17 protein-coding genes are annotated in these 25434 nt (G+C 69.7%); 10 read left to right on the top strand and 7 right to left on the bottom strand.

Going from position 1 to position 25434, the window contains the following annotated elements; genetic code table 11:
• Positions 1–9 precede the first annotated feature (9 nt).
• A complete protein-coding gene (locus JOE30_RS19960; protein ID WP_056448549.1) occupies positions 10–564 on the top strand; it encodes a helix-turn-helix domain-containing protein in 555 nt (184 codons plus the stop codon).
• On the opposite strand, the gene JOE30_RS19955 is transcribed toward JOE30_RS19960, so the two are convergent.
• Genes JOE30_RS19955 through JOE30_RS19945 form a run of 3 tightly spaced genes read right to left on the bottom strand, consistent with a single transcriptional unit; the run spans position 548 to position 4363 of the window.
• Positions 548–1498, bottom strand: coding sequence for an asparaginase (locus JOE30_RS19955; protein ID WP_204868706.1), 951 nt, complete (start codon positions 1496–1498; stop codon positions 548–550). The two genes, JOE30_RS19960 and JOE30_RS19955, sit on opposite strands and share 17 nt — an antisense overlap.
• On the bottom strand, positions 1495–2958 hold the full coding sequence (locus JOE30_RS19950; RefSeq protein ID WP_204868705.1) for an amino acid permease: 1464 nt from the start codon (positions 2956–2958) through the stop codon (positions 1495–1497). Before JOE30_RS19950 ends, JOE30_RS19955 begins: the two co-directional genes overlap by 4 nt.
• 7 nt (positions 2959–2965) lie before the next feature.
• Entirely contained in the window at positions 2966–4363 is a 1398-nt protein-coding gene (locus JOE30_RS19945; RefSeq protein ID WP_204868704.1) for an aspartate ammonia-lyase, read from the bottom strand.
• Between the two features lie 156 nt (positions 4364–4519).
• Between JOE30_RS19945 and recC the strand changes: the two genes are divergently transcribed.
• The 5 genes from recC (at position 4520) to JOE30_RS19920 (ending at position 15713) form a co-directional block, all read left to right on the top strand.
• The gene (gene recC, locus JOE30_RS19940) at positions 4520–7855 is read left to right on the top strand and encodes an exodeoxyribonuclease V subunit gamma (RefSeq protein ID WP_204868703.1); all 3336 of its coding nucleotides are present in this window, start codon (positions 4520–4522) and stop codon (positions 7853–7855) included.
• Between the two features lie 25 nt (positions 7856–7880).
• Entirely contained in the window at positions 7881–11195 is a 3315-nt protein-coding gene (locus JOE30_RS19935) for a UvrD-helicase domain-containing protein (protein WP_204868702.1), read from the top strand.
• Positions 11192–13069 carry an exodeoxyribonuclease V subunit alpha gene (gene recD, locus JOE30_RS19930; protein ID WP_204868701.1) on the top strand — a complete coding sequence of 626 codons (1878 nt, stop codon included), beginning with the start codon at positions 11192–11194 and terminating at the stop codon, positions 13067–13069. The genes JOE30_RS19935 and recD overlap by 4 nt, the downstream gene beginning before the upstream one ends.
• Positions 13070–13269: 200 nt before the next feature.
• Complete coding sequence (locus tag JOE30_RS19925) at positions 13270–14718, top strand: hypothetical protein (protein ID WP_204868700.1); 1449 nt, start codon at positions 13270–13272, stop codon at positions 14716–14718.
• Positions 14719–14777: 59 nt separating this feature from the next.
• Entirely contained in the window at positions 14778–15713 is a 936-nt protein-coding gene (locus JOE30_RS19920) for a hypothetical protein (protein ID WP_204868699.1), read from the top strand.
• Between the two features lie 4 nt (positions 15714–15717).
• On the opposite strand, the gene JOE30_RS19915 is transcribed toward JOE30_RS19920, so the two are convergent.
• The 3 genes from JOE30_RS19915 to JOE30_RS19905 all read right to left on the bottom strand — a co-directional run bounded on the left by JOE30_RS19915 (position 15718) and on the right by JOE30_RS19905 (position 19055).
• Positions 15718–17175 (bottom strand): DUF2079 domain-containing protein, encoded by a 1458-nt coding sequence (locus JOE30_RS19915; protein ID WP_307806256.1) that lies wholly within the window; start codon positions 17173–17175, stop codon positions 15718–15720.
• A gap of 72 nt (positions 17176–17247) precedes the next feature.
• Positions 17248–18051: an ABC transporter permease gene (locus JOE30_RS19910; protein ID WP_204868698.1), complete on the bottom strand. Its 804-nt coding sequence runs from the start codon at positions 18049–18051 to the stop codon at positions 17248–17250.
• Entirely contained in the window at positions 18048–19055 is a 1008-nt protein-coding gene (locus JOE30_RS19905) for an ATP-binding cassette domain-containing protein (protein ID WP_204868697.1), read from the bottom strand. The genes JOE30_RS19910 and JOE30_RS19905 overlap by 4 nt, the downstream gene beginning before the upstream one ends.
• 189 nt (positions 19056–19244) lie before the next feature.
• On the opposite strand from JOE30_RS19905, the gene JOE30_RS19900 reads away from it, so the two are divergent.
• Positions 19245–20426 (top strand): FAD-dependent oxidoreductase, encoded by a 1182-nt coding sequence (locus JOE30_RS19900; protein WP_307806255.1) that lies wholly within the window; start codon positions 19245–19247, stop codon positions 20424–20426.
• Positions 20427–20467: 41 nt separating this feature from the next.
• Here the strand turns inward: JOE30_RS19900 and malQ are convergent, their stop codons facing one another.
• Positions 20468–22567, bottom strand: coding sequence for a 4-alpha-glucanotransferase (gene malQ / locus JOE30_RS19895; RefSeq protein ID WP_204868695.1), 2100 nt, complete (start codon positions 22565–22567; stop codon positions 20468–20470).
• Between the two features lie 109 nt (positions 22568–22676).
• Between malQ and JOE30_RS19890 the strand changes: the two genes are divergently transcribed.
• The 3 genes from JOE30_RS19890 (at position 22677) to JOE30_RS21570 (ending at position 25395) form a co-directional block, all read left to right on the top strand.
• On the top strand, positions 22677–23777 hold the full coding sequence (locus JOE30_RS19890; protein WP_204868694.1) for a hypothetical protein: 1101 nt from the start codon (positions 22677–22679) through the stop codon (positions 23775–23777).
• 107 nt (positions 23778–23884) lie between these two features.
• Positions 23885–25273, top strand: coding sequence for an OFA family MFS transporter (locus tag JOE30_RS19885; RefSeq protein WP_204868693.1), 1389 nt, complete (start codon positions 23885–23887; stop codon positions 25271–25273).
• Positions 25270–25395, top strand: a complete 126-nt coding sequence (locus JOE30_RS21570; RefSeq protein WP_261778144.1) for a hypothetical protein — start codon at positions 25270–25272, stop codon at positions 25393–25395. Before JOE30_RS19885 ends, JOE30_RS21570 begins: the two co-directional genes overlap by 4 nt.
• Positions 25396–25434 lie beyond the last annotated feature (39 nt).

The raw sequence follows: 25434 nt of genomic DNA, 5'->3' as shown, positions 1-25434 counted from the left end.
CATGCAGTCATGTCCGACAGCGCACCCATCGCCGCGATCGCCGCGTCGCTCGTCCGGGAGCGTCGACGTACGGGCCTGTCTCTCGCCGAGGTGGCCCGTCGCGCGGGAATCGCGAAGTCGACCCTCTCCCAGCTCGAGTCGGGAACCGGCAATCCCAGCGTCGAGACACTGTGGGCTCTGAGCGTGACGCTGAACGTACCCTTCGCACGCCTGGTGGAACCGCCGCGGCAGGAGGTCCGCCTGGTGCGCCGCGGTGAGGGCCCGTCGATCGCGGCGGAGTCGTCGGACTACACCGCGACACTGCTGTCGTCGTGCCCACCGACCGCGCGCCGCGACCTGTATCTGCTCGCCGCCGAGGTGGGGACGCCGCGGCTGTCCGATCCGCACATGCACGGGGTGATCGAACACGTGGTGGTGTCGTCCGGCCGGGCGGTGTGCGGGCCGGTGGACGCGACCGAGGAGCTCGGACCGGGGGACTACCTGTCGTACCCCGGCGACGTGCCCCACGTGTTCGAGGCACTCGAGAACGGGACGACTGCGGTGATGGTCACCGAGCAGTACTGATCGAGGCCAGGTCCGCTGTGATCGGCAGGCGGTTGCTCAGCAACGCGCACAGCAGGATTCGTGCCTGGGCAGGACTGAGGTCGCCCGCGGACACCGCACCGGCACGTACCAGGTCTGCGCTCCCGCCGCCGCCGCCGTAGGTGGTGACGACACCGCCGGACGGCACCCGCGTCGACAGCATCACCGGGACACCGGCATCGGTGCACCGGCGCACGGCGTCCACGACGGCGGCGTTCGCGTTGCCCGCGCCCATCGCCTGCAGCACGATCCCGTCGGTACGCGCGGATCGCAGGGCGTCGATGACGAGTCCGTCGACACCCGGATAGAGCGCGACGACGTCGACCCGGATTCCGTCGATCGGACTGTCCGGCAGCGTCTCCCGCGCGGCCTGATGCACCGCCGACGTTCCGGAGTAGGCATCGAGCGCGGTCGTGTGCGATTTCTGTACCCCGCGGGCCCGGAGAACGCGCGGGCCGAAGGCGACGAGTACACCGAGGCCTCGCCGCTCGGGATCAGCGGCGACGCGGAGGGCCGACTCGACGTTGTGCGGGCCGTCGCCGTCGGCGTGATCCGCGGTGCGTTGGGCGCCGGTGATCACGACGGGGCGAACGTCGGTGTGAGAGAGGTCGATCAGCATCGCCGTCTCCTCGAGGGAATCGGTGCCGTGCAGGACGACGACACCGCGCACCGCGTCGTCACGCAGCGCCTCGGTGACAGCGCCGCGGACGGTGTCCATGTCGAGGAGCGACATCGCGGCACTGTCGACACACAGGACGTCGGTGACTCGGACCCGGACGCCCACGCGGAGTCCGGCGTCGACCAGGACGTCGTGGGCGTGACGGCCCGTGGTGCTGACACCATCGGGGCCGACGCGGCTGGCGATGGTTCCACCGGTGGTCAGGACGGCGACCGTCGGCAGTGCGGGTGAACTCATCGGGCGACCGTTCCCCCTCCCGCACGGGCGCGCTCGCGGGCGAGCTGCTCGATGCCCGGGCGCGCTGCGCGCCAGCCGATGACCAGCGCGGGAACGATGACCAGGAGGGAGGCGAGGGTCCAGGTGCCGATCGGGTAGTCGAAGCCCATCAGGACCAGGACGACCACCAGGAAGACGAGGGTGGCGATGCCGGTGTACGGGGCGCCGAACAACCGGAAGGACGGCCGCGCCACCACGCCCTCCTTCGACAGGTGCCAGAGCTTCAGCTGGCACAGCACGATCATGGCCCACGCGCTGACGATGCCGAGCGCCGCGAGATTCAGCACGATCTCGAAAGCCTGCTCGGGAACGACGGCGTTGAGCACCACTCCGAGCAGAGTAACCGCTGCCGTCAGCAGGATCCCGCCGTAGGGCACGCCGGCCTTGCTCATCTTCATCGCGAAGCGAGGCGCACTTCCCGCCGCGGCCATGGACCGCAGGATGCGCCCGGTCGAATACAGACCCGCGTTGAGGGAGGACAGGGCCGCGGTGAGAACGATGAGATTCATGGCCGTGTCGGCACCCTCGACCCCGATCGACCCGAAGAACGTGACGAACGGGCTCTCACCCGCGCGGTAGGCGGAGTAGGGCAACAGCAGCGACAGCAGCAGCACGGACCCGACGTAGAAGACGGCGATGCGGATGATGACAGTGTTGATCGCCTTCGGGATGACCTTCTCGGGGTTCGGTGTCTCGCCCGCGGCGGTGCCGACCAGCTCGATGGAGGCGTAGGCGAACACGACGCCCTGGATGATGACGACGGCGGGCAGCAGACCGTTGGGGATCAGACCGCCGTTGTCGGCGATCATCGACAAGCCCTGCTCCTGGTTCGGTGTCCCCTTCACGAGGAGGAAGAGCCCGATGCACAGGAATGCGACCAGGGCGAGCACCTTGATCAGGGCGAACCAGAATTCGAGTTCCCCGAACACTGTCACCGACACCAGGTTCAGGGACAGGACCAGCAGCAGGGCGGCGAGGGCGAAGACCCACTGCGGTACCGACGCGATCGGGTCCCAGTAGCGGCCGAAGAAGTTCATGTACAGCGCCACCGCGGTCACGTCGACGACGGCGGTCATCGACCAGTTCAGCCAGTAGAGCCATCCGGAGACGAACGCTGCCTTCTCGCCGAAGAATTCACGGGCGTAGGACACGAACGACCCGGATGTCGGACGATGCAGAACCAGTTCGCCGAGCGCCCGGAGGATGAGGAACGCGAAGAACCCGCACACCGCGTAGGCAATGACGAGTGCCGGGCCGGCCTGCGCGAGACGCCCACCCGCACCCATGAAGAGGCCGGTTCCGATGGCGCCGCCGATGGCGATCATCTGGACCTGCCGCGTCTTCAGGCCTTTGTGATAGCCGTCGTTCTCGGCGGCGTGGAGGGCGTCGTCGGCGCCGTGCTGATCGGTGGTCGTGGTCATCGGGTCCTCAGTTCTGGAGATTCGCGAGATGTTCGGGGCGGAGCAGTTCTTCGAGTCGTGTCGCTGTCAGGAGCCCGCGTTCGAGCACCAGCTCCGCGACTCCTCGTCCGCTCTCGAGCGCCTCCTTGGCGATCTCGGTAGCGGCCTGGTATCCGATGTGCGGGTTGAGTGCCGTGACCAGTCCGATGGAGTGCTCGACGCTGTCCCGCAGGTGGGCCTCGTGTGCGGTGATCCCCACGACGCACTTGTCCGCGAGTGTCCGGCAGGCCGCACCCAGGTGCGTCATGCCGGAGGTGAGCGACTCCATGATGATGGGCTCGAAGGCGTTGAGCTGCAGTTGACCTGCCTCGGCCGCCATGGTGATGGTGACGTCCTGGCCGATGACCTGGAAGGCCACCTGGTTCAGCACCTCGGGGATGACGGGGTTGACCTTGCCGGGCATGATCGACGACCCGGCCTGCACCGCCGGCAGGTCGATCTCGCCGAAGCCGGCGCGCGGTCCCGAGGAGAGGAGGCGGAGGTCGTTGCACACCTTCGACAACTTCACCGCGCACCTCTTGAGTACCCCCGAGAGGTGCACGAACTGGCCGACGTCCTGCGTCGCCTCCACGAGATCCGTCGCGCTCACGAGGGGGAGTGCGGTGATCTCGCGGAGGTGCCGGACCGCTGCCTCGCGGTAGCCGGGGGCGGCGTTGAGTCCGGTGCCGATCGCGGTGGCGCCGATGTTGATCTCGTGCACCAACAGTGACGCCTCCTCGAGGCGGGCGCGGTCCTCGTCGATCATGACGGCGAACGTGCCGAACTCCTGGCCCAGTGTCATCGGCACGGCGTCCTGCAACTGGGTCCTGCCCATCTTGACGACGGCGCGGAACTCCTCGGCCTTCGCGCGGAAGGCGTCCTGCAGGATGCGCATCGACTCGGACAGTTCGGCCACCGCGAGGATCGTCGCGATGTTGCAGGCGGTGGGATAGACGTCGTTGGTCGACTGGCCGAGGTTGACGTGCTCGTTGGGGTGCAGGTGCGTGTACTCGCCGGGCCGGTGGCCGAGAAGCACCAGCGCGCGGTTGGCGATGACCTCGTTGGCGTTCATGTTGGTCGACGTGCCGGCGCCGCCCTGGATCACGTCGACGACGAACTGGTCGTGCCACCGGCCGTCCAGGATCTCGCGGGCGGCCTGCAGGATGGCGTCGCCGCGCACCTGGTCGAGAAGGCCCAGTTCGATGTTGGCCGCCGCGGCCGCGTACTTCACGGCGGCGAGCGCGCGGATCAGCTTGGTGTTCGACGAGATCGGACGGCCGGTGATGGGGAAGTTCTCGGTGGCGCGCAGAGTGTGGATGCCCCACAGCACATCGGCGGGCACCTCGCGCTCTCCCAGCAGATCGTGCTCGGTACGGGTGGCGGCCACGGCGTTCTCCTTCGCTTGCTGTCAGGCTGTCTGACAGGTTGAGTGTGAATCACGGCACAGTGGATGTCAACGGTGACCTGTCGGAGCCGGGCGCTACGGTCGGGTCCACACCGGACCTCACGGTCGGTGGGACACCACGACGTTCCAGGAGGGCACGTGCTCGAGCTCCACCGCGCCGAACGCGCGAGCACGTTGGCCACCGGTCTCGCGACGCTGCTCGCCGAGCCCCTCGCGGACGCCTTCACCGCGGACGTCGTCGCGGTCCCGGCGAAGGGCGTGGAGCGGTGGCTGCAACAGCGGCTCTCCCTCTCGTTGGGGGCCGCGGGAGCGTCGGACGGCATCGCGGCGAACATCGACTTCCCGTCGCCCGGCCGCCTGGTAGACGACGTCCTGGCCGTGGTGACGGGGGTGGACGCCGACTCGGATCCGTGGGCCGCGGGCCCGTTGCTGTGGACCGTCCTGCGCGTGATCGACGAGTGTTCGACCGAACCCTGGTGCTCGGTTCTCTCCCGGAGCATCGGCGGTGCGGCGGCGGCGCCGGACGATCACCGCCGTGGTCGACGCTGGTCCACCGCCTCCCATGTGTCCGGGCTCTTCCGTTCGTATGCCGCGCAACGGCCCTCGATGATCGTGGACTGGGCGGCCGGTGCCGACACGGACGGCGCCGGTGCCCCGCTCGCGCCGGATCTCCTGTGGCAGGCGGAGTTGTGGCGCCGAGTGCGGGAGCACATCGGGGTGCCCGGCCCCGCGGAGAGACTGGACCCGGTCTGCGACGCCCTCGCCGCCGACGGGTCGATGCTCGACCTTCCTTCCCGCGTGTCCCTGTTCGGGGCGACCCGTCTCACCACCCTGCAGCGACGCGTGTTGCGGGCGGTGGCCGATCACCGCGACGTCCATCTGTGGCTGCCACACCCCAGCCCGATCTCGTGGGCCGCGACGTCCCGGCGTGCGGGTACCGGGTCGGTGCGGCGAGTTGACGCGCCGCCGGTGTCGACGGCGGGTCACCCACTGCTGGTGAGCCTCGGCCGCGACGTGCGCGAGTTGCAACCGCTCCTCGAACCGACAGCCGATGCGGACCGCCACCTCGCCGATCCGGAACGGCCCGACGCGCGGCCCGTCGAGGCGTCGACGACCGTCCTGCGCAGGATGCAGGACGACATCGTGGCCGACCGCGCCCCGGCCGCACCCCATGTACCGGGGATGGACGACAGCGTGCAGATCCACGCCTGCCACGGCCCCGCCCGGCAGGTCGACGTGCTGCGCGACACCCTGCTGCACCTGTTCCAGGACGATCCGACGCTCGAACCGCGCGACGTCCTGATCATGTGCCCGGACGTGGACACCTTCGCTCCGCTCGTGCGAGCAGCCTTCGGGAACGAGGGCGCGGTGGGTGATCCTTCGGCGCACCCGGCGCACGGCCTCCGCGTGCGTCTGGCGGATCGAGGACTCCGGCGCACCAATCCCGTGCTCGACGTGATCGCGGCGATGATCGAGATGGCAGGTGACCGCGTCACCGCGTCGCAGATGCTCGATCTCGCCGCGTCCGAGGCGGTGCGGACCCGGTTCCGCTTCTCCGACGACGATCTCGAGCGGCTCGCCGAGTGGACACGGGTGTCCGGTGCGCGCTGGGGCATCGATTCTGTGCAGCGAGAGTTGTTCGGCCTGGGCGACTTTCGGCAGAACACGTTCACCTCGGCCATGGACCGACTGCTGCTCGGTGCCGCTGCCGACGAGACCACGGGAGACTGGCTGGGCCTGGCTCTTCCCGTGGACGACGTCGACGGCAACGACATCGACCTCGCCGGTCGGTACGCAGAACTGGTCGACCGGGTGTCGGTCGTGTTGCGCGCTATGCGGGGCGAGCATCCGGTCCGGACGTGGCGCGCGAGCCTGATCCGAGCGATCGATCTGCTCACCGAGGTCGGGCCGGCCGACGTCCGACACCGGGTCGACGCGCTGCGGGAAGTGTCCGCCGCGCTGGAGCACGGTGACGACGTCACCCTGCAACTCGCCGACATCCGGTCGATGTTGCGCGTTCGCCTCGCCGGACGCCCGACGCGATCGAACTTCCGCACCGGAGAACTGACGGTGTGCACCATGGTCCCGATGCGGTCGGTGCCGCACCGGGTCGTGGTGTTGCTCGGACTCGACGACGACGTCTTCCCGCGGGCCGGCCACCTCGACGGCGACGACGTCCTCGCGCGCGGTGCGCTGATCGGCGAGCGTGACATCCGGAGCGAGGACCGTCAGCTGCTGCTCGACGCCCTCATGTCGGCCGGGGACAAGCTGGTCCTGTTCCACACCGGTGCGAATCCGGTGTCGGGTGCTCACGAACCTCCGGCCATCCCGCTGTCCGAGGTCATCGAGGTGGTGGCGGCCACGGCGGGGGTCGAGAACAACTGCGCGGTCACGCGGCACCCGTTGCAGCCGTTCGATCCGTCGATCTTCGACGGCAGTGCTCCCGCCGGGTTCGACAGTGCCGCGCTCGCGGGCGCGGTGGCGGCGAGCGCTCCCTTCGTGCCGCGGCAGCCCTTCCTCGACGGTCCGCTCCCGGCGCGAGACTCCGCGGACGTGGCGTTGGCGGAGCTGGTGGCGTTCGTGCAGAGCCCCGTCACCGCGTTCGTGCGGCAGCGACTGAAGGTGGGTCTGTCGGGGCGGGACGACGACGTCGTCGACTCCCTCGCCGTGGAGCTGGACGCGTTGTCGGCCTGGGACATCGGAGAGCGCATGCTGTCGGCCCTCCTGACCGGTGTGAAACTGGCGGACTTCCGGGCCGCGGAGTGGCGCCGCGGAACTCTTCCGCCCTTTGCTCAGGGTGCGCGTCTGCTCGAGCAGATCGAGAACGACGTGGTGCCCATCGCCGACGCGGCGGCCGAGATCCACGTCGGGCCGCCGGAGAGTGTGGACGTCGTCGTGGATCTGGACGGGGGACGGCGACTCACGGGCACCGTCCCCGGGGTGCACGGCACCACCGTGGCGCGCACGTCCTATTCGAGGATGGCCCCGAAGCGGCGACTGGAGGCCTGGATCCACCTGCTGGCGGTCGCGGCGCAGAGTGACTCGGACGGGTGGACGGCGGTCACCACCGCGCGGGGTCGGTCCTCACGGCCCGTGTCGCGGTCGACCCTCACGACACCCGAGGACGCCCGCGCGGTTCTGGCAGAGCTGGCGGACCTGCGTGACCGCGGTCTGCGCGAGCCACTGCCCCTGGCGCTGAAGTCCGGGGAGGCGTACGCCACCAGAGTCGTTCGGGGAAGCAGCGAGGAGATGGCGCTCGCGGCGGCAGCCCAGCAGTTCTCGGATCGGTTCGGCGACGTCACGGAGCCGGCGGTAGTTCTGGTGCACGGAAGCGGAGTCGACTTCGGGCAGTGGACGGCGATTCCTCCGGCCGCCGACGAGGCGGCGTGGTCGGCCGACGGCACGCGCTTCGGTGTGCTCGCGCGGCGAGTGTGGCAGCCGTTGCTCACCCACGAAAGTATGGAGCAGCGATGAGCGCTCTCGAAGGTACGGAGCAGCGATGAGCACGTTCGATCTGACAGGGCCGCTCCCGCTGGGCACCACCGTGCTCGAGGCGAGCGCCGGCACGGGCAAGACCTACGCCATCGTGGGCCTCGCCGCCCGCTATGTCGCCGAGGGCGTCACCGACATCGCGGGCGTACTGCTGGTGACGTTCAGCAAGGGCGCGACGCGCGAGCTACGGGAACGCACGCGCGCACGCTTCGCCGAGGTGGCGGCCGCCCTGGCGGATCCGTCGGCGGCCCGCGCGGGCGGTGACGAGCTGATCGCGTTGCTCGCGGACGTCGACGACGACGAGGTGGTGCTGCGGCGCACTCGGCTGCTGACGGCGCTGTCGGAGTTCGACGCCGGGACGATCGCCACGACGCACAGCTTCTGTCAACGCATGCTGGACGGACTCGGGATCGCGGGCGAGCGGGAACCGGATGCGACCTTCGTCGAGTCTGTGGACCATCTCGTCGACGACGTGGTCGACGACCTGTATCTGCGTCGCTACAGCACTGAGGTCGGCTCGCCGCCACTGACCGTCGCGCAGGCGCGCACGGTGGCCAGGGCGGCGGTCTCGGATCGGCGGGCCGTGCTCAGTCCGGACGCTCCCGACGACACGGCGGCCGGTCAGCGGGTGGGGCTGGCCCGCGAGGCGCGGGAGGAGACCGAGCGCCGGAAGCGGCGGCTCGGGGTCCGCGACTTCGACGACCTGCTCGAACTCCTGCACGGCGTGCTGTCGGACGAGACGCACGGCCCTGCCGCGTGCGCGCGTGTCCGCGAGAAGTTCACGGTGGTGCTCGTCGACGAGTTCCAGGACACCGACCCGCTGCAGTGGTCCATCCTGCGGCGGGCGTTCCACGGGCATTGCACCCTGGTTCTCGTCGGTGATCCCAAGCAGGCCATCTACGCGTTCCGCGGCGCCGAGGTGCTCAGCTACCTCGATGCGGTAGCGGTGGCGGACCGGCACCTGGCACTCACCACCAACTGGCGTAGCGACGCGGCCGTCATCGGCTCACTCGCGCACCTGTACGAGGGTGCCGCACTGGGACATCCCGACATCGTCGTCACTCCGGTGACGGCATCGCATCGGGAACCTCGGCTGCTGGCGGCCGCGACGCGGGACCCGCTGCCTCCCGTGCGTCTCCGCGTGTTCGGTCGAACGGGCTCCGGTCCGCTGAACAACAAGGGTCTCCCGGCTGCCGAGAAGGTCCGGCTGCGTATCGCCGACGACGTCGCTCGGGACATCGTCGCGCTTCTCGACGGCGACGCCACGCTGACGGTCGGCGGTGTGTCGCCGCGCCCTGTCGCCCCCGGAGACATCGCCGTGCTCGTCCGGTCGGGCAGGCAGGCCGAACAGGTGCGATCCGCTCTCGAGCGCGCCGGCGTGCCGTCCGTGCTGTACAGCGGCTCGTCGGTGTTCGCCACCGAGTCCGCGGTGCACTGGCTCGAACTCCTGCAGGCACTGGAGCAGCCGCACCGCGCCGACGTCGTGCGGCGCGCCGCGCTCACACCGTTGCTCGGATGGTCGGCTCGCAGCCTCGACGAGGGTGGCGACGCCGCGACCTCCGCACTGAGTGCGCGCTGCCGCGAGTGGTCCGCGCTCGTCACGGGGGTGGGCTTCGCGGCGATGGTCGAGAATCTCACCGGATCCACCGAGCTCCAGAAACGCCTGCTGGCAACCGAATCCGGTGAACGCGATCTGACGGACCTGCGGCACGTCGCGCAACTCGTCCAGCGCGAGTCGCTCGAGGGCGGCCACGGGGTGACCTCGTTGACCCGCTGGCTGGCCGACCGGATCCAGGACCCCACGAGCGGCGCTGTGGCCGACCGCAGTCGACGGCTCGACAGCGATGCCGAGGCCGTGCAGGTGGCCACGGTGCACGCGATGAAGGGATTGGAGTTCCCGGTCGTGTACGTCCCGTTCGCGTGGGGTGCCGCCGGATCGTTCGATCCGGACACCCTGCTCTTCCACGACGACGAGGGTGCGCGTGTGCGGGACGTCGGTGGGCCCACCACTCCGGGGTACCGCGAACGCAAGCAGCGCCACGACGAGGAGGCGGCGGGCGAGGAGATGCGCCTCCTCTACGTCGCCCTGACCCGCGCGCAGTGCCGTCTGGTGCTGTGGTGGGCACCGACGGCGATCACGGCGGCGTCCCCGTTGCATCGACTGCTCTTCGGCAGAGTGCCCGGCATCGCGGAACCGGAGTCGACGGTGCGCCTGCAGGACGATGCCTCCGCGGCGGCGACCCTGCAGTCGCGCTGCGGCAGCGCGATCGTCGTCGAGGCGGTGCAGGACGTGACGGTGGTGGCCCGGCCCGCGCGGACGTCCGAGAGAAGCGGCGGCGCACTGGCCGTCGCGCACTTCGGCCGGAGGCTGGACACCGCCTGGCGGCGAACGTCCTACTCTGCGCTGACCGCGGGCGCGCACGATCAGCCGGTGGAGGTCGTCGAGTCCGAGGACCCGATACTCGGCGACGAACCGGTGGAGGACCCGTTCGCGGCAGGTGTGGGCGCGGGGGCCCCCTCGCTCATGAACGGTCTGCCCGCGGGAGCAGCGTTCGGCACCCTGGTGCACGAGATTCTCGAGTACGTCGACACCTCGGTCGACGATCTACCTGCCGAGGTGCAGCGCCGGTGTGTCGAGGCCGTGTCGGCACACGGTGCCGACATCGACGCGGATCATCTCTCGCGGGCGCTGACGGCCGTCCTGCGCACGCCCCTGGACTTCGGCGCGGCGGGCACCGGCACGCTCGCCGAGGTTCACCCGTCGAACAGGCTCGCCGAGATGGACTTCGAGATCCCGTTGTCGGGCGGTGACCACGCCGCGACGGCACACGTGACCGTGCACGCCGTCGCCGATCTCGTGGCGGACCACCTCGCATCGGACGACGTGCTCGCGGCCTATCCGCAGCGGATGCGCCGGCTCGACGACCGGACGCTCCGGGGCTACCTCACCGGCAGTGTCGACACGGTCCTGCGTGTCGGGTCGTCCGACGATTCCCGCTACGTGGTGGTGGACTACAAGACCAATCGCATCAGAAGTGGCGACCTCACCGTCGACGACTTCACGATCGAGGACATGGCCGGCGAGATGATGGAGTCGCACTATCCGCTGCAGGCACTGCTCTATTCCGTTGCGCTGCATCGCTATCTGCGGTGGCGTCGACCGGGGTACGACCCCCGGGTGCACCTCGGCGGAGTGCAGTACCACTTCGTCCGCGGCATGATCGGCCCGGATACTCCGCCCGGGCGCGGGGTCTTCTCCTGGGCGCCGTCCCCCGATCTCGTGACGGGGCTGTCCGATCTGCTCGCAGGAGTCCGGTCGTGACCGCGGCGTACCCGGGCGCTGTCGCGCAGCGCGGCAAGGGAGTGCTGCGCGCGTTCAACGACGTCGGCGTCCTCACCGCGGCCGACGTGCACGTCGCCCTCCGACTCGGCGCGCTCGGGGGAGAACGGGATGAACTGGCGCTGTTCGCCGTGGCACTCGCCGTGCGCGCGGTGCGCGTCGGCTCCGTGTGCCTCGACCTGACCCGCCTGCGCGACGTCACGGCCGATGACGGGGTCGACACGGACGCTCTGCCGTGGCCGGACGACGCGGCGATCGTGGCCGCCCTCCGGGCGAGCCCACTCGTGCTGGGCGGGGAGAACGGTCCGCTGCGACCGGTGCTCGTGGTGGACACCGCGGACGGCCCGTTGCTCTACCTGCAGCGGTACTACCTGCAGGAGAAAGTGATCCGGGACGTGCTGGCGGCGCGCGCACTCGACGCGCCGGCCGTCGACGTGGAGGCGGTGCGGCGGGGACTGACCACCTACTTCCCGAGCGCGGAGGTGCCCGACAGGCAGCGCATCGCGGCGGCACTCGCAGCGACCGGATGGACCACCGTCATCGCGGGCGGCCCCGGAACGGGCAAGACGCACACGGTCGCTCGTATTCTCGCTCTGCTCACCGCCGTGCACGGCCCCGGTCTACGGATCGGGCTCGCCGCGCCGACCGGGAAAGCGGCTGCGCGACTGCAGGAGTCGGTGGCCGAGCAGGCACCGGAACTGGGACTGCGAGACGACATCCCGGCGATGACGGTGCATCGGCTGCTGGGCTGGCAGCCCGGCAGCCGCAGTCGGTTCCGCCACGACGCACACAACAGGCTCCCGTACGACGTGGTCGTCGTCGACGAGACGTCCATGGTGTCGTCCACACTGATGAGCCGACTCATGGAGGCGGTCCGCGCCGACACCAGGCTCGTACTGGTCGGCGATCCCGACCAGCTGACCTCGGTGGACGCGGGCGCGGTGTTGGCCGATCTGGTCGCGCGGCCGGTGACGGCGGCGTTGCCGGAGGTGGTCACCGCCCTGGTGGGCGCCGACCTCGGGTCCGTCCCGGCGGCGGGGGACTCGTCGGAGAAGAGCCTCTCGACGGGCGAGGTGCGCCGACTCGCCGCGGGCACCGTGCGACTGAGCCGCGGGCGTCGGTTCGGCGGTGTCATCGCCGATCTCGCCGTCGCTGTGCGTGACGGCGACGAGGACGAGGTGGTGCGCCTGCTGAACTCGGGCGATCCCGCCCTCGAGTTCGGTCCGCGGTCCGACGTGTCGTCGCTCGAACGCGATGTGGTCTCGACCGCCCGGGCCGTGACCGCGGCCGCCGCGTCCGGTGATGCGGCCGCGGCCCTCGCTGCTCTCGAGCGGCACCGCCTGTTGTGCGCGCACCGTGAGGGCCCCTCCGGTGTGGATCACTGGGCACGGTGGGCGATGGACCGCGTGGGCGCCGACACCTCGACCTTCCTCGACGCCGCACAGTGGTATCTCGGGCAACCGCTCCTGGTGACGACGAACGACCACGACAACCGTATCTACAACGGCGACACCGGCGTGGTCGTCGACGACGGACACGGCGGCGTGGTCGCCGCGTTCGCGCGCGGGTCGACCCCGTTCCTCGTTCATCCCAGCAGGCTGTCGGCCGTGCAGACGGTGTACGCCATGACGATTCACCGCAGTCAGGGAAGCCAGTACGACACCGTCTCGGTGGTCATCCCGGACGAGACGTCGTCGCTGTTGACGAGGGAACTGCTGTACACGGCCATCACGCGCGCCCGCCGCACCGTGCGGATCATCGGCAGCGAGGAGTCGGTGCGCGCCGGTGTGCGTCGCCGGGTGTTGCGGGCCAGCGGACTGCGCCGCGATTCACCGGTGCCTTTCGGTCACTCCTGATCCACCGCGCGCGGCGTCCTGTGGCAGTCGGTTGTCCGAGCACTGCCCGCACGTCGTGCGTGTGCGCTATATTCTCCTCGACTGCGGTCGGGGGACCGTTACAGGCGGTGAAAACAGGACGGGGGACAGGGTATGAGGAGTGGTCACCACCTGCCCGTCGTCCGGTCCACCTCGGTACCGAGCCGCGACGAGCTCGCCTAGTGTCCACATTCCTCACCCCGGGCGTCGAACACGAACCGCGTCCGCACCGCCGCGGGTTGTTCGGCTCGCACTCCGGGACCACCGAGAGCGAGGATCGGCGAGTCCTGTCCGGCGCTCTCCCCGTCCGACACCGCATCGTGATCGCCGACATCGGTCTCGGTGAGAACCTCGGCAGCGATGCGCTCGCCGGGATGTCCGCTGCGGTCGGTGAGCGTCGGCCGGGGGGCGTGATCGCCTGGGATCTGGCCGGTGAGGCCACCGGGCACGGTGCCGCCGCGCAGATCGCCGAGGACATCGAGGCCCTGGTGGCGCCTGAGTGCGATCCGCGAGCACTGTCCCACTACGTCGACACCCGACCCGAAGGGCACGATGCTCTCGGAGCGGATGCGTCGCTGCAGGACCGGCGCGCCGTCGAGGACGTCCTGACCGTCCTGACGCACCACCGGCAGACCGTCGTCGTGCACGCCCGCAGCGACGAGCCGTACTTCGCCACGATGATCGACGACGCGGATTCGATCGTCGTCCCGATTCCCCATTCCGAGGCTGCTGCACTGCGCGTCGTGGCACTGATGGACTCGCTCCGCGGCAGTGGCCGCGACACGTGGTCGGATCGCATCGTCGTCGTCAAACATGATGCGGTGCATCCCGGTTCACGGTCCGGTTCCACGGACCTGCGGCGCATGCTCGGGGATGCGGGCGTCCGCACCGTGCTCGACGTGCCGTCCACGTCGGACTCCGATGCGGACGTTCGTCGTGCCTGGTCGCACGTCGCCGCCGTCGTGATGCGGACGCGGGGGCCGGTTCGCCCGATCGTTCCCGACGCACACCCGGGTCTGCACGCCGACGATCGCTCACCCTCCTTCGACAGCACGACGGCGACACTGCGCGCGCGCTCCGCCGACGCCCGGCCGAGTCGTCGCAGCGGGCGACTTCCCGCCTTCGCCGCACTCGGTGCCCTTCTCGTCGCTGGAGGGCTCGGCACCGCCGTCATGATGCAGCGCGCCCCCGCGGACTCCGCACCGGTTCCGGTCGCCGCCGCCGGTGTCGGTGTCGGTGCGGACACAGCCGACCGGCCCGCGTCGGCGGCGCCGCCGATCGACCCGGCCCGCGCGAGTGGTCCCGCCGTGATCGTGAGCTACGACGATCTGTACTACCGCGATCGTGACGCCGCAGCGGCCGCTGCGCTCTGGGATCTGTCGGACACGGCCGGTGTGGACGCCACGGTGGCCGATCTGCAGCGATCCATCGACGCGGTGGACCCGGCGATACGGCACCGCATCGACGTGGCGCCCACGTCCGACCCACTCGTGTTCGACGCCGTCCTCACCCTCACGGTTCCGGACGGGCGGGAGTTCCGGTACGACCAGCAGTTCACGGTGCGGGAGGACGACGACGGCTTCGCCATCGTTCGCAAGATCGACTGCACCGGCGTCTGTCCCACGCCCTGACCCGCATGAGACAGATACGCCCTGACCCGCCTGCCGCCACGACTCGAGAGAGACACACGATGACGCACCGCGCGCCCGTACGCCGCCGACGCACTGTGGGATCCGGTCTCGCCGCGAGTGCGATGGCCGTGGGTGCCTGGGGGCTGGTGACCTGCGCGTCCGTCCTCGTCGCTCCCGCGGCGTCCGCTGCCCCGACATCGGTGAACGACGAGCCGAACACGGCGGCGGAGAAGGTCGCCGAGAGCAGGCGTCGCGACGAGTTGTCGCAGAAGGAGCGTGCGGCAGAGGACGCGGAACGCGAACGCCAGGAGAAGGAGGCGAAGCAGGCGGCCGACGACCTCGCGGCGCAGGAAGCCGACGAGCGGAGGGAGCGGCGAGAGGACCAGGCCGCCGCCGTGCAGAACGGGACCGCGCCCGCGCCGGCGCCGTTCGTCTTCCAGCTCCCGCCGCTCCCGTTCGAGATCCCCGGCGTCACGCCGCCCGCCCCGGCGGTCACGGCACCCGAGCCGGTCGCGCCGCCGGTGGACACGGCACCGCCTTCTCCCGCGACGCCGCCCGCTCCGGTGGTGGACGACATTGCCGACGTCGTCGAGGTCGAGGAGGCTCCCGAGCCGACGCCGGCCGTCACGGCACCTGCCGCGCCGGCGCCGGTTCCCGAGCCGGAGCCCGCACCGTCGCGCCCCGACCCGGCACCGGGTCCCGGCCCCGCGCCGCTTCCCGCCACTCCCCAGGTGCAGTCCGGTGGTCATGGGCCGCACACCGGCCCCGATCCGGATCGCGACCCGATCGATCCTCCGTCGCCCCCTCCCGGTGACGACGACGAGCCCCGTCAGCCGTCGCCGAGAGCCGCGACGATGAGCAACCCGGCTCCGCCGTCGGTGAGCAACCCGGCTCCGCCGTCGGCGAGCGACACCGCGCCGCAGTCGGTGCAGTCCGGAGAAGGTCGGCACGCGGCACCCGACCCGGGCTGGACGAATCCCGTTCCCGGGCGCTGACCCGTCACCGACGCAGGACGAGGATGCCGTTCACGTCGGAGACGACCGAGTAACCGTGTGCGAGGGCTGCACTGATCGCCGTGTTGTCGCCCGACTCGTCCTTGGGCCACCCGGCGGGCCGGCCGATGTTCACGACGATCCACTCCGGTGTCGTGGAATCGGTCTCCCGCTGCGGGAACACCGAGACGGGATGATCGGACACGAATTGCGGGACCAGGTTGTTGGAGGCCGACACTCGGTCCCCTGACGGGATGGACGCCGATACGGCTCTCGCGGTGGTCACCTGCGGGTCGACGCGCCACCCGTCGGCGTCGGCGAGCCGAGCCAGCGGCTGGAAGGGCAGCGCGACCAGAGCGACGGCGGCGACAGCGGCGAGCACCACCCTCTGCGCACGCGGTGACAGGTGCATGTCGCGCCGACCGCGGATGAGTGCATCGATCAACGCGGCGAACAGGATCGGCATGAGGATCGCGTTGTAATGGAAGATCGGTTTCCAGAAGTTGGTGTTGTCGCTGAGGAACCTCCATGCCACGGTGGGTACCGCCACCAGCGTCAACGGTGACCGCAGCGCTGCGAAGCCGGTGACGGCCAACAGCAGCAGCACCGTCGCAGCGCGCGAGTCTCCACTGACGAGACCGTGTGTGGTGTCGGCGATGCCCTCACCGAGGGGCGGGAGTTTCGAACCCTGACCGTAGGCGTCGTCGGCGCTGAGCAGCGGTATGAGCACCGTGATGGTCAGCACGATCCACGCCGCGCCCCACGCGGCCGTCGCCAGGCCCAGAATCCGTGTGCGACCCGTGGTCCACCAGGCGACGAGGGCGCCGATCACGATGACGGTGAGCCCCATGTCCTCCTTGACGAAGACGAGCGGGAGCGTCCACGCCACCGCGGCACGCCAGTGCCCCTGGCCGAGCGCCGCCATGGCGAAGGCCAGCATCGGGACGCCGAAGGCGATCTCGTGGAAGTCGAAGTTCAGTGCCGACTGCAGGCCCCACGACAGTCCGTAGCCGAGGGCCACCACGATGCCCGCGACGGTGCCGAGGCTGCGGCACGCCCACCGGGAGAGGGGCACGACGCCCACGGCGAAGAGGACGCCCTGCGCGACGAGCAGGGTCTCGGGGACAGGGGCGAGTCGGTAGAAGGGCGCGAGCAGCGCGGTGATCGGAGAGAAGTGATCACCGAGCGTGTTGTAGCCCGTACCCAGCAGATCGGACGTCGGCGCGTCGAGGCGTGCGTACGAGGCGACCTGCTGCACGAAGATGCCGAGGTCGAAACCGGAGGTGCGCAGTTGACGCTGACCGACGACGGAGAGTGCGCTGTAGAGCGGGGCGAGCAGGAGGAAAGCGATCGCCGGGACGGCGATGTCGGCGCGTCGGACCCGACGCAGCATCTCGCGCTGGCGGCGCGCCCCGCCGGACGGGGCGGCCGCCGCAGTCTCCGTAGGAGGTCTGGTTGCCGTCACAGGAGATAATTTCTACACGAACTTCGTGTGATCAGGCTGTGAAAGCGAGGTGCGGCAGCACCGGCTCAGGCGTCAGCGGCTCACCGCCTTGGTGTAGCGGTGGATGGCGAACGGAACGAAGACGATCAGGATGAGGATCGACCATCCCACCGTCGCGAGCACCGGGTGTTGGAGTGGCCAGGCGTCCGGAGGCGGCATCGTCGGGTTCGTGTTCCCGAACAGCACCCGGCTGGCCTGCGTGATCGCGGAGACAGGGTTCCACTCGGCGATGGGTTGCAGGATTCCGGGCAGATCCTGACTCTGCACGAACGTGTTGGCGATGAACGTCAGCGGGAAGATGACGATGAAGCTGGCGTTGTTGAACACCTCGGGCGTCCGGATCCACAGACCGATCACCGCCATCACCCAGGACAGTGCGTAGGCGAAGAGCAGCAGCAGCCCGAATCCTGCCACGGCTTCCCAGAACGACGACCGGATGCGCCAGCCGACCAGCAGACCGGTCAGGGACATCACGACCAGGCTGATGACGTTGATGACGATGTCGCTGCTGGTCCGTCCGACGAGCACCGCGGACGGAGCCATGGGCAGGGAGCGGAAGCGGTCGATGATGCCCTTCTGCATGTCCTCTGCGAGCCCGAGGCCGGTCCACGTGGACCCGAAGATGACGGTCTGCGCGAAGATGCCGGCGATGAGGAACTCGCGATAGGACATGCCGGGGATCTCGATGGCCGACCCGAAGATGTACGCGAAGACCAGGACGAACATGATCGGTGACAGCAGCGTGAAGACGATGAGGTCGGGGACGCGCTTGATCTTGATGAGGTTGCGTCGGGCGATGGTCGCGCCGTCGCTCAGCGCTGTGGCGGGTGAGTTCATCGGGCCGTCTCCTGTCCGCTGGGCTGCTGGTCCGCCGCCTCGGGTCTGGTGGACGACTGGCCGGTGAGAGTGAGGAAGACGTCGTCGAGGCTGGGCTTGCCCAGCGAGGCGTCGGCAGGGGTGACGCCGTTCTCGCGGAGCAGGACCAGCGCGTCGACGAACGTGGTGGTCCCGTCGTCCGCGCCGACGGTGAGCCGCCGGGACGCGGCGTCGGGGGTGACCTGCCCCGGTGCGAAACGCTCCATGACGCCCTGCGCCGTCGTCAGATCACCGTCCGTGTCGAAGGCGAACTCCAGCCTGGCCCCGCCCACCCGCGATTTCAGTTCGTCGGCGGTGCCGCGCTCGATGACGCGACCACGATCGATCACCGCGATCTCGTCGGCCAACTGGTCCGCTTCCTCGAGGTACTGGGTGGTGAGGAGCAGGGTCGTTCCGCCCTGTACCAGTTCCTCGATCACCGACCACAGCTCGAGGCGGGCACGAGGATCGAGCCCGGTGGTGGGCTCGTCGAGGAAGAGGACCGGCGGATCGGCGACGAGGGCGCCCGCCAGGTCCAAGCGTCGGCGCATCCCGCCCGAGTAGCCCTTGACCGGCCGGTCGGCCGCCTCGACGAGGTCGAACCGTTCGAGCAGTTCACGAGCGCGATCACGGCTGCGCTTCTTCCCGAGGTGGTAGAGCCGACCGACCATGTCGAGGTTCTCGAAGCCCGTCAGATACTCGTCCACCGCGGAGTACTGACCCGATACGCCGATGCGTGAGCGGAGTTCCGCCGCGTCGGCCACGACGTCGAGGCCCGCCACCCGGGCGGTGCCGGCGTCGGCCCGCAGCAGTGTGGTGAGCACGCGGATGGTGGTGGTCTTCCCGGCTCCGTTGGGCCCGAGCAGTGCCATGACCGTGCCCTCCGGCACCTCGAGATCGAGGCCGTCGAGTGCGTCGACGCCCCCGTACCGTTTGACCAGGCCGACCGCGCTGATGGCGGTGGCACCCGAACTGCGTGAGGCCATGAGACTTCCCTTCCGGACGTGACACGACGATGCGCCCGTCGGGTGTGACTCGGCCGAGCGTCGGAACTCATCACAGCACGCAGGTACGACACAGTCGGGTTTCCACGGAGTCCGCATCGGCTACTCACTATGCAGGTGACGCGCGGACCGTCTCGGTCGGCGCGCACGGCTCATGAAGAGGGGTACAACGTGTCCGAGTACGACTACGTCATCGTCGGCGGAGGAATGGTGGCCGACAACGCCGCCAAGGGGATCCGCGAGCACGACGAGAAGGGCACCATCCTCGTCGTCGGCTCCGACGTCGACGGTCCCTACACCCGCCCCGCGCTGAGCAAGAAGCTGTGGACCGACGCGGAGTTCACCACCGACGAGGTGCCGTTGGGCACCGAGGAGACGGGCGCGACGCTGGTGCTGTCGACGACGGTCACGTCGATCGATCGCGATGCCCGCACGGTGACCACCGACAAGGGGGACACGCACCACTACGGATCACTGTTGCTGGCGACCGGGGCGACCCCGACGACGCTGGACCTGCGTCCGTCCGAGCGCGTCGTCTACTTCCGCACGTTCGCGGACTACCGGCGCCTGCGGGCACTGGCGACGGAGGGAACCCACATCGTCGTGGTGGGCGGTGGGTACATCGGCACCGAGATCGCCGCGGCGCTCGCGCAGAACAAGGTCACCGTCACTCTGGTGAGCAGTGACGACGTGGTGGGCGGTCACATGTTCCCCGCGGACCTCGCATCGGTGTTCCAGCAGGACTTCGAGGATCACGGCGTCACGGTCCGCACCGGTGTCAAGGTCGAATCCGGTGCGCAGCAAGGTAATGCGGTGTCACTGACCCTGAGCGACGGTTCCACGATCGATGCCGACGCGGTGGTCTTCGGGCTCGGCGTGACGCCGAACACCGACCTCGCGGAGCAGTCGGGGCTCGACGTCGACAACGGCATCGTGGTCGACGAGTTCCTGCGCACGGCGGACGAGCACGTCTACGCCGCGGGCGACGTCGCCAACTACCCCGACGCGATCCTGGGCCGTCGACGCATCGAACACGTGGACAACGCCAACAGCATGGGAAAGACGGTCGGCAAGATCATGGCCGGCTCCACCGAGCCGTACACGTACACGCCGTACTTCTACTCCGACGTGTTCGACAACGGCTACCAGGCAGTCGGCACGATGAGCACCGACCTCAGGACGGTCGAGGACTGGAAGACGCCCGGCAAGGAGGGTGTCGTGTACTACCTCGACGACGACTCCGTGCTCCGGGGTGTGCTGATGTGGAACGTGTGGGAAGGGCTCGACACCGCGCGCGAGATGCTGAAGAGCGGCGAGAAGCGCGACGACGAGTCCCTGCTCGGCGCGATCTGACGAACACCCTCACCCCGCCGTGTCGGCGGGGTGAGGGTGTCTCAGTTCTGCACCAAGGGGTCCGCGCGCCGCAGGTCCTCCACCGAGACCGCGCGGCCCGCGGCGTCGGCGAGGGGAACGCGCCAGTTCCGGTACTGGGTCTCGTCGGTTCCCGGCTGGTTCTGGATGCGGTGCTCGCCGACCATGTCCACCAGTGCCACTCCGATGAGCAGCGACGGACTGCGCTGGATCAACCGGTACAGCGCCGCGACCGTCTCCCCGGTGGACGCGCCGTCCGCGAGCAGGCCACGCTCGCGCGCGAGGTCCAGCACGGACTCACGCTGTTCCTCGTCCTGCGCACGCTCCTCGTCGACGGCCCTCTCGAGCAGGCCGAGCCGCGATCGCAGATCGATGTGCTCACCCGCCAGGTACCCGGCGGTGGGCGGCAGGTCGTGGGTGGTCACCGAGGTCAGGCACAGCTCGCGGTACTTCTCCGGGGCGATGGGGCCGTCGTCGTCCCGCTCGAACCACAGGATGGACGTGCCCAACACGCCCCGCTCGGCCAGGTAGTCCTGGACGACGGGTTCGAAGACGCCGAGGTCCTCACCGATGACCACGGCGCCGGCCAGTTCCGCCTCGAGCGCGAGGATGCCGATGAGGGCCTCGTGGTCGTACGTGACATACGTGCCGCCCGCGGGACTCTCGGCATCGGTGGGGATCCACCAGAGCCGGAACAGTCCGAGGATGTGGTCGACCCGCAGCCCGCCCGCGTGCTTGAGCACGGTGCGCAGCATGTCGCGGTACGGCGCGTACCCGAGTTCGGCCAGCCGATCGGGCCGCCAGGGTGGCTGGTTCCACTGCTGCCCTTGCTGATTGAAGTCGTCCGGGGGAGCGCCGACGGTGACGCCCTCGGCCAGTGCGGAACCCAGGGACCAGGCGTCGGCGCCCGAGAGCTGTACTCCCACAGCCAGATCGTGGACGACGCCGATGGCCATCCCGGCCCGGTGCGCGGTGGCCTGGGCCTCGGCCAGCTGCTCGTCGCAGATCCACTGGAGCCAGCTGAAGAACTCGATGCGGTGCGCGAGCTTGGCCTGCTGTCGCTGGACCCACGGCGTGCCGGGGGCGGCGGCCTTCGTCTGCCACCGCGGGTCGTCGGGCGACAGCTTCTCCGTCAACGCGCACCACGTGGCGAAGTTGTGCAGACCCACGCCCTCCGCGGCGCGGAACTCGTCGAACGCGGCCTGGCGGGACGCGCTCCGCGGGACGAGGAAGATCGCTTCGAGCGCACGGAGTTTCGCGCGCAGAGACTTGTCCCTGTCCAGATCGTCCGTGCGACCGTCGGCGCGGTGCAGTCGGCGCGCGGTGTCGCGGATGCGTGCGTACCTGTCGCGCGGCAACATGGCCGTCTCGCGAATGTTCTCGACACGGATGTAGAGCGGATTGAAGAACCGACGGGTGGTCGGCAGGTAGGGCGAGGCCTCGATCGGTGGCCGCGGCGCCGCGGCGTGCAACGGATTGACCAGGACGTAGTCAGCTCCGTGCTCGCCGCCCAGGATCGCCGCCATGTCGGCCAGATCGGCCAGATCGCCGATGCCCCACGACTGTGCGGACCGGATGGAGTAGAGCTGCGCCAGCACGCCCCAGCGTTGACGGTCGGACAGTGCCTCGGCGGTGGACAGACGGGCCGGCGTGACGACCAGCGTGCACGACGCCTCGAGACCGTCGGCCCCCTCCGCGCGCAGCGTGTGCCATCCGAGGGGGAGATCGACCGGGACGGCGAACGTGGCTCGGCCGACGAGGGCGCCGTCGATCTCGCGGGGGTCGACCCAGACATCCTGCTGCGCCGCCTCGCGCGTGCCGCCGTCCTCGAGCTCGACGGTGACCGTCACGGACGTCCCGTGCGGTACGTGGACGGGAACGTGGTGGTCCTTGCCGGACGTGACCACGACGACCGCCGGGACGGTGCGCCGCCAGGGCGCCTCGTCGTGATCGACGATCGCCGTCTCGATGTCGTCGTCGGTGTCGACGGGCACGTCGAGAGCTGTCAGGACCGAGCGGAGGGTGGATTCACCGACGTCGCGGCGGGCCTTGTCCCACCCCTCGTACGACGTGGCGACGCCGTGGAGCCCGGCGAGGTGGCGTAGTCGTTCGATGTTCGTCACGCTTCGATGGTAGTGCCGCGCGGGGGTGGCCGCGGACGTGAGAACCGTGTCCCGACTCGATCTGGAACACTGGTGGCACCTGCAGAATCGGTGGGGGAGGTGGAGAACGGTGACGAGTGACCCCGCGGACATGCGTGCCCGCCGAGCGGACACCGTGCGGACCATCGCCGAGTCGACGCGCGTCGAGTCCGACCGGGCCGGACGCGCTCACGAGCCGCTGTCCGACCGCGCCGCGCTGCTCATCGCACTGGGTCGTCTCGACGAGGAGACGCGCGGCATCGCGCTCGCGCGCCTGCGCGCCGGCCGGAAGTTCCCCGCACTGGGCGGGTTCGGCACCCTGCGGCTCGTCACGGAGGAGCTGCACTGGATCGACGGTCGCACGGCCGGACTGCGCACCGGGCCCACGCGCCTGGCTCTGCTGCAACGGCACGTGTTGCTCGAACGTCGACTGGGGTCGTACCGCACGCGGTTCGTGATGAGTTCCGGTCACTACGCGTCGGGTGTCCGCGCGATCCGCCGGGAGCGGCGCGAGGGCATCCACCTCGACGTCGACCAGCGCACCGCCCTCTTCGAGGCGTTGCGGCACACGCCGACCCCGCTGGGTGTCGGACCCGGCCCACTCTCGCGAGCCCGAGGGATCCTCGGCGGCGCCGCGGCGGAGCGCCTCGACACGCTGCACGCGCGGGGCGCCGACGTCGTCCGCACCCTCGCGGGCACGGACGCGGACCGGTTCGCCGACCGCTACGACACCCTGCTGTTCCTCGCCGGGATGTACCACGACCGGATCCTCTCCTCGCGGATCTGGCGCTCGGACCTGTTCGCGGTGGCGCGGGCGCAGCTCGACCCGGGAACCGAACTGGTGCAGATCGCGGTGGACGTGGTCGCACTGGCCCAGTTGGACGCGGAACTCACCGCGGCCTTCGAGGCGCAGGGGGACACGGTGGACGAGGAGGGTCGGCGTGAGGTGCTCGTGCGCCGAGCCGATCTCATCCCGGTGTGGGACCAGGTGATCGACCGGGTCGCGGCGTTGTCACGCGTGGTCGACGAGATCGCGGTGGCGGAGATCGAGCACCGGAGCCTGGACGCCGTGCAGCGCACCGTGGGCCTCGACCAGCGCATCGACGATCTCATCTCCCGGTCTGGTACGCGGGAGATCTCGGCCGACAACACCCATTCGGTGTCCGATCAGATCTCGCGGGACACGCTCTGACGTGCGCCCGTGCCTTCGTCCTGTTTGGAACGAGTCGGATCGGTGAAAGCACGGTAGTACGCGGTCGACCTCTGAGCGCGTGACCCGCGCCGGAAGGAACGACCTCCATGCCAGCAGTACTCGAACGCGCCCGTATCGTCGCGCCACCGGGATGGAGCCGCTGGCTCATTCCGCCGGCCGCCCTCGCGATCCATCTCGCGATCGGCCAGGCCTACGCGTGGAGCGTGTTCAAGGCCGCGATCTCCTCCGACACCGCCATGGGACTGAGCGGGACGATGACCGCGATCCCGTTCCAGCTGGCCATCGTCATGCTCGGTCTGTCCGCAGCCGTGCTCGGGACCAAGGTGGAGACGCACGGTCCGCGGTGGGCCATGACGATGTCGCTTCTCTTCTTCTGCTCCGGGCTGCTCATCTCCGCCCTCGGCATGAGTCTCGGCCAGTTCTGGTTGGTGATCGTCGGATACGGACTCGTCGGTGGCATCGGCCTCGGCATCGGGTACATCTCCCCGGTCTCCACGCTGATCAAGTGGTTCCCCGATCGCCCGGGTATGGCGACGGGTATCGCGATCATGGGCTTCGGCGGCGGCGCCCTGGTGGCCTCGCCCCTGACCACCAAGCTCCTGTCCGCGTACGGCGGCAACACCGACGCCTCGATCGCCACGACGTTCCTCACGCTCGGCCTCGGCTACGCCGTCTTCATGGCGCTCGGTGTCGTGTTGATCCGCGTCCCCGCCGACGACTGGAAGCCGGCCGGGTGGACGCCGCCGCAGACCCCGGCGGGTCAGCACACCGCCCGCGTGTCCGCGGCGAACGCCGTCAAGACCCCGCAGTTCTGGTTGCTGTGGATCGTGTTGTGCTTCAACGTCACCGCCGGCATCGGCATCCTCGAGCGGGCTGCGGGCATCTACACCGACTTCTTTCCCGACCCCACGGCCCCGGAATCCGTGGTGGCCGCGGCCGCAGGCTTCGTCGCGTTCCTCTCGCTGACGAACATGCTCGGCCGATTCGTGTGGTCGTCGGTGTCCGACCTGGTGGGTCGCAAGAACATCTACCGCCTCTACCTCGGCGTGGGCGCGCTTCTCTACCTGTACATCTCGCTCTTCACAAACACGAACAAGGTGCTGTTCCTCGTCAGTGCGATGGTCATCCTGTCGTTCTACGGTGCAGGCTTCGCCACGGCGCCCGCCTACCTGCGTGATCTGTTCGGTACCTACCAGGTCGGTGCCATCCACGGCCGACTGTTGACGGCCTGGTCGGTCGCGGGCGTGCTCGGACCACTGATCGTCAACGCGATCGCCGACCTCGGCGAGGAGGGAACCACCGGACGGTACGTTCCCGCGTTCGTGACGATGATCGTCCTGCTGTCCGTCGGCTTCATCGCGAACGAACTGATCAAGCCCGTGGATCCGAAGTACTCGGAGCCGGACCCGCAGGCGACGACGCCGGGCACCGCGACCGACGAGGGTACGAACGACAAGAACGAGGCGACGGTATGAGCGAGACGAAGCAGGGCGCGCGAGTGCCCGTCGTGGTGGTGTCCTGGCTGTGGGTCGGTGTGCCGTTCGCCTGGGGTGTCTACGAGTTGGTCCTCAAGGCCAAGAACCTGTTCGGTGCGTGACCGGAGCGTCGAACTCTGGCCTCGCCCACCCGTTCTCCC

It is taken from the genome of Rhodococcus sp. PvP016, from assembly GCF_017832185.1.
In the GTDB taxonomy this organism is placed as follows: Bacteria; Actinomycetota; Actinomycetes; order Mycobacteriales; family Mycobacteriaceae; genus Rhodococcoides.
Note: the sequence above shows the minus strand (reverse complement) of the source record. Positions and strands in the feature narration are given on the sequence as shown.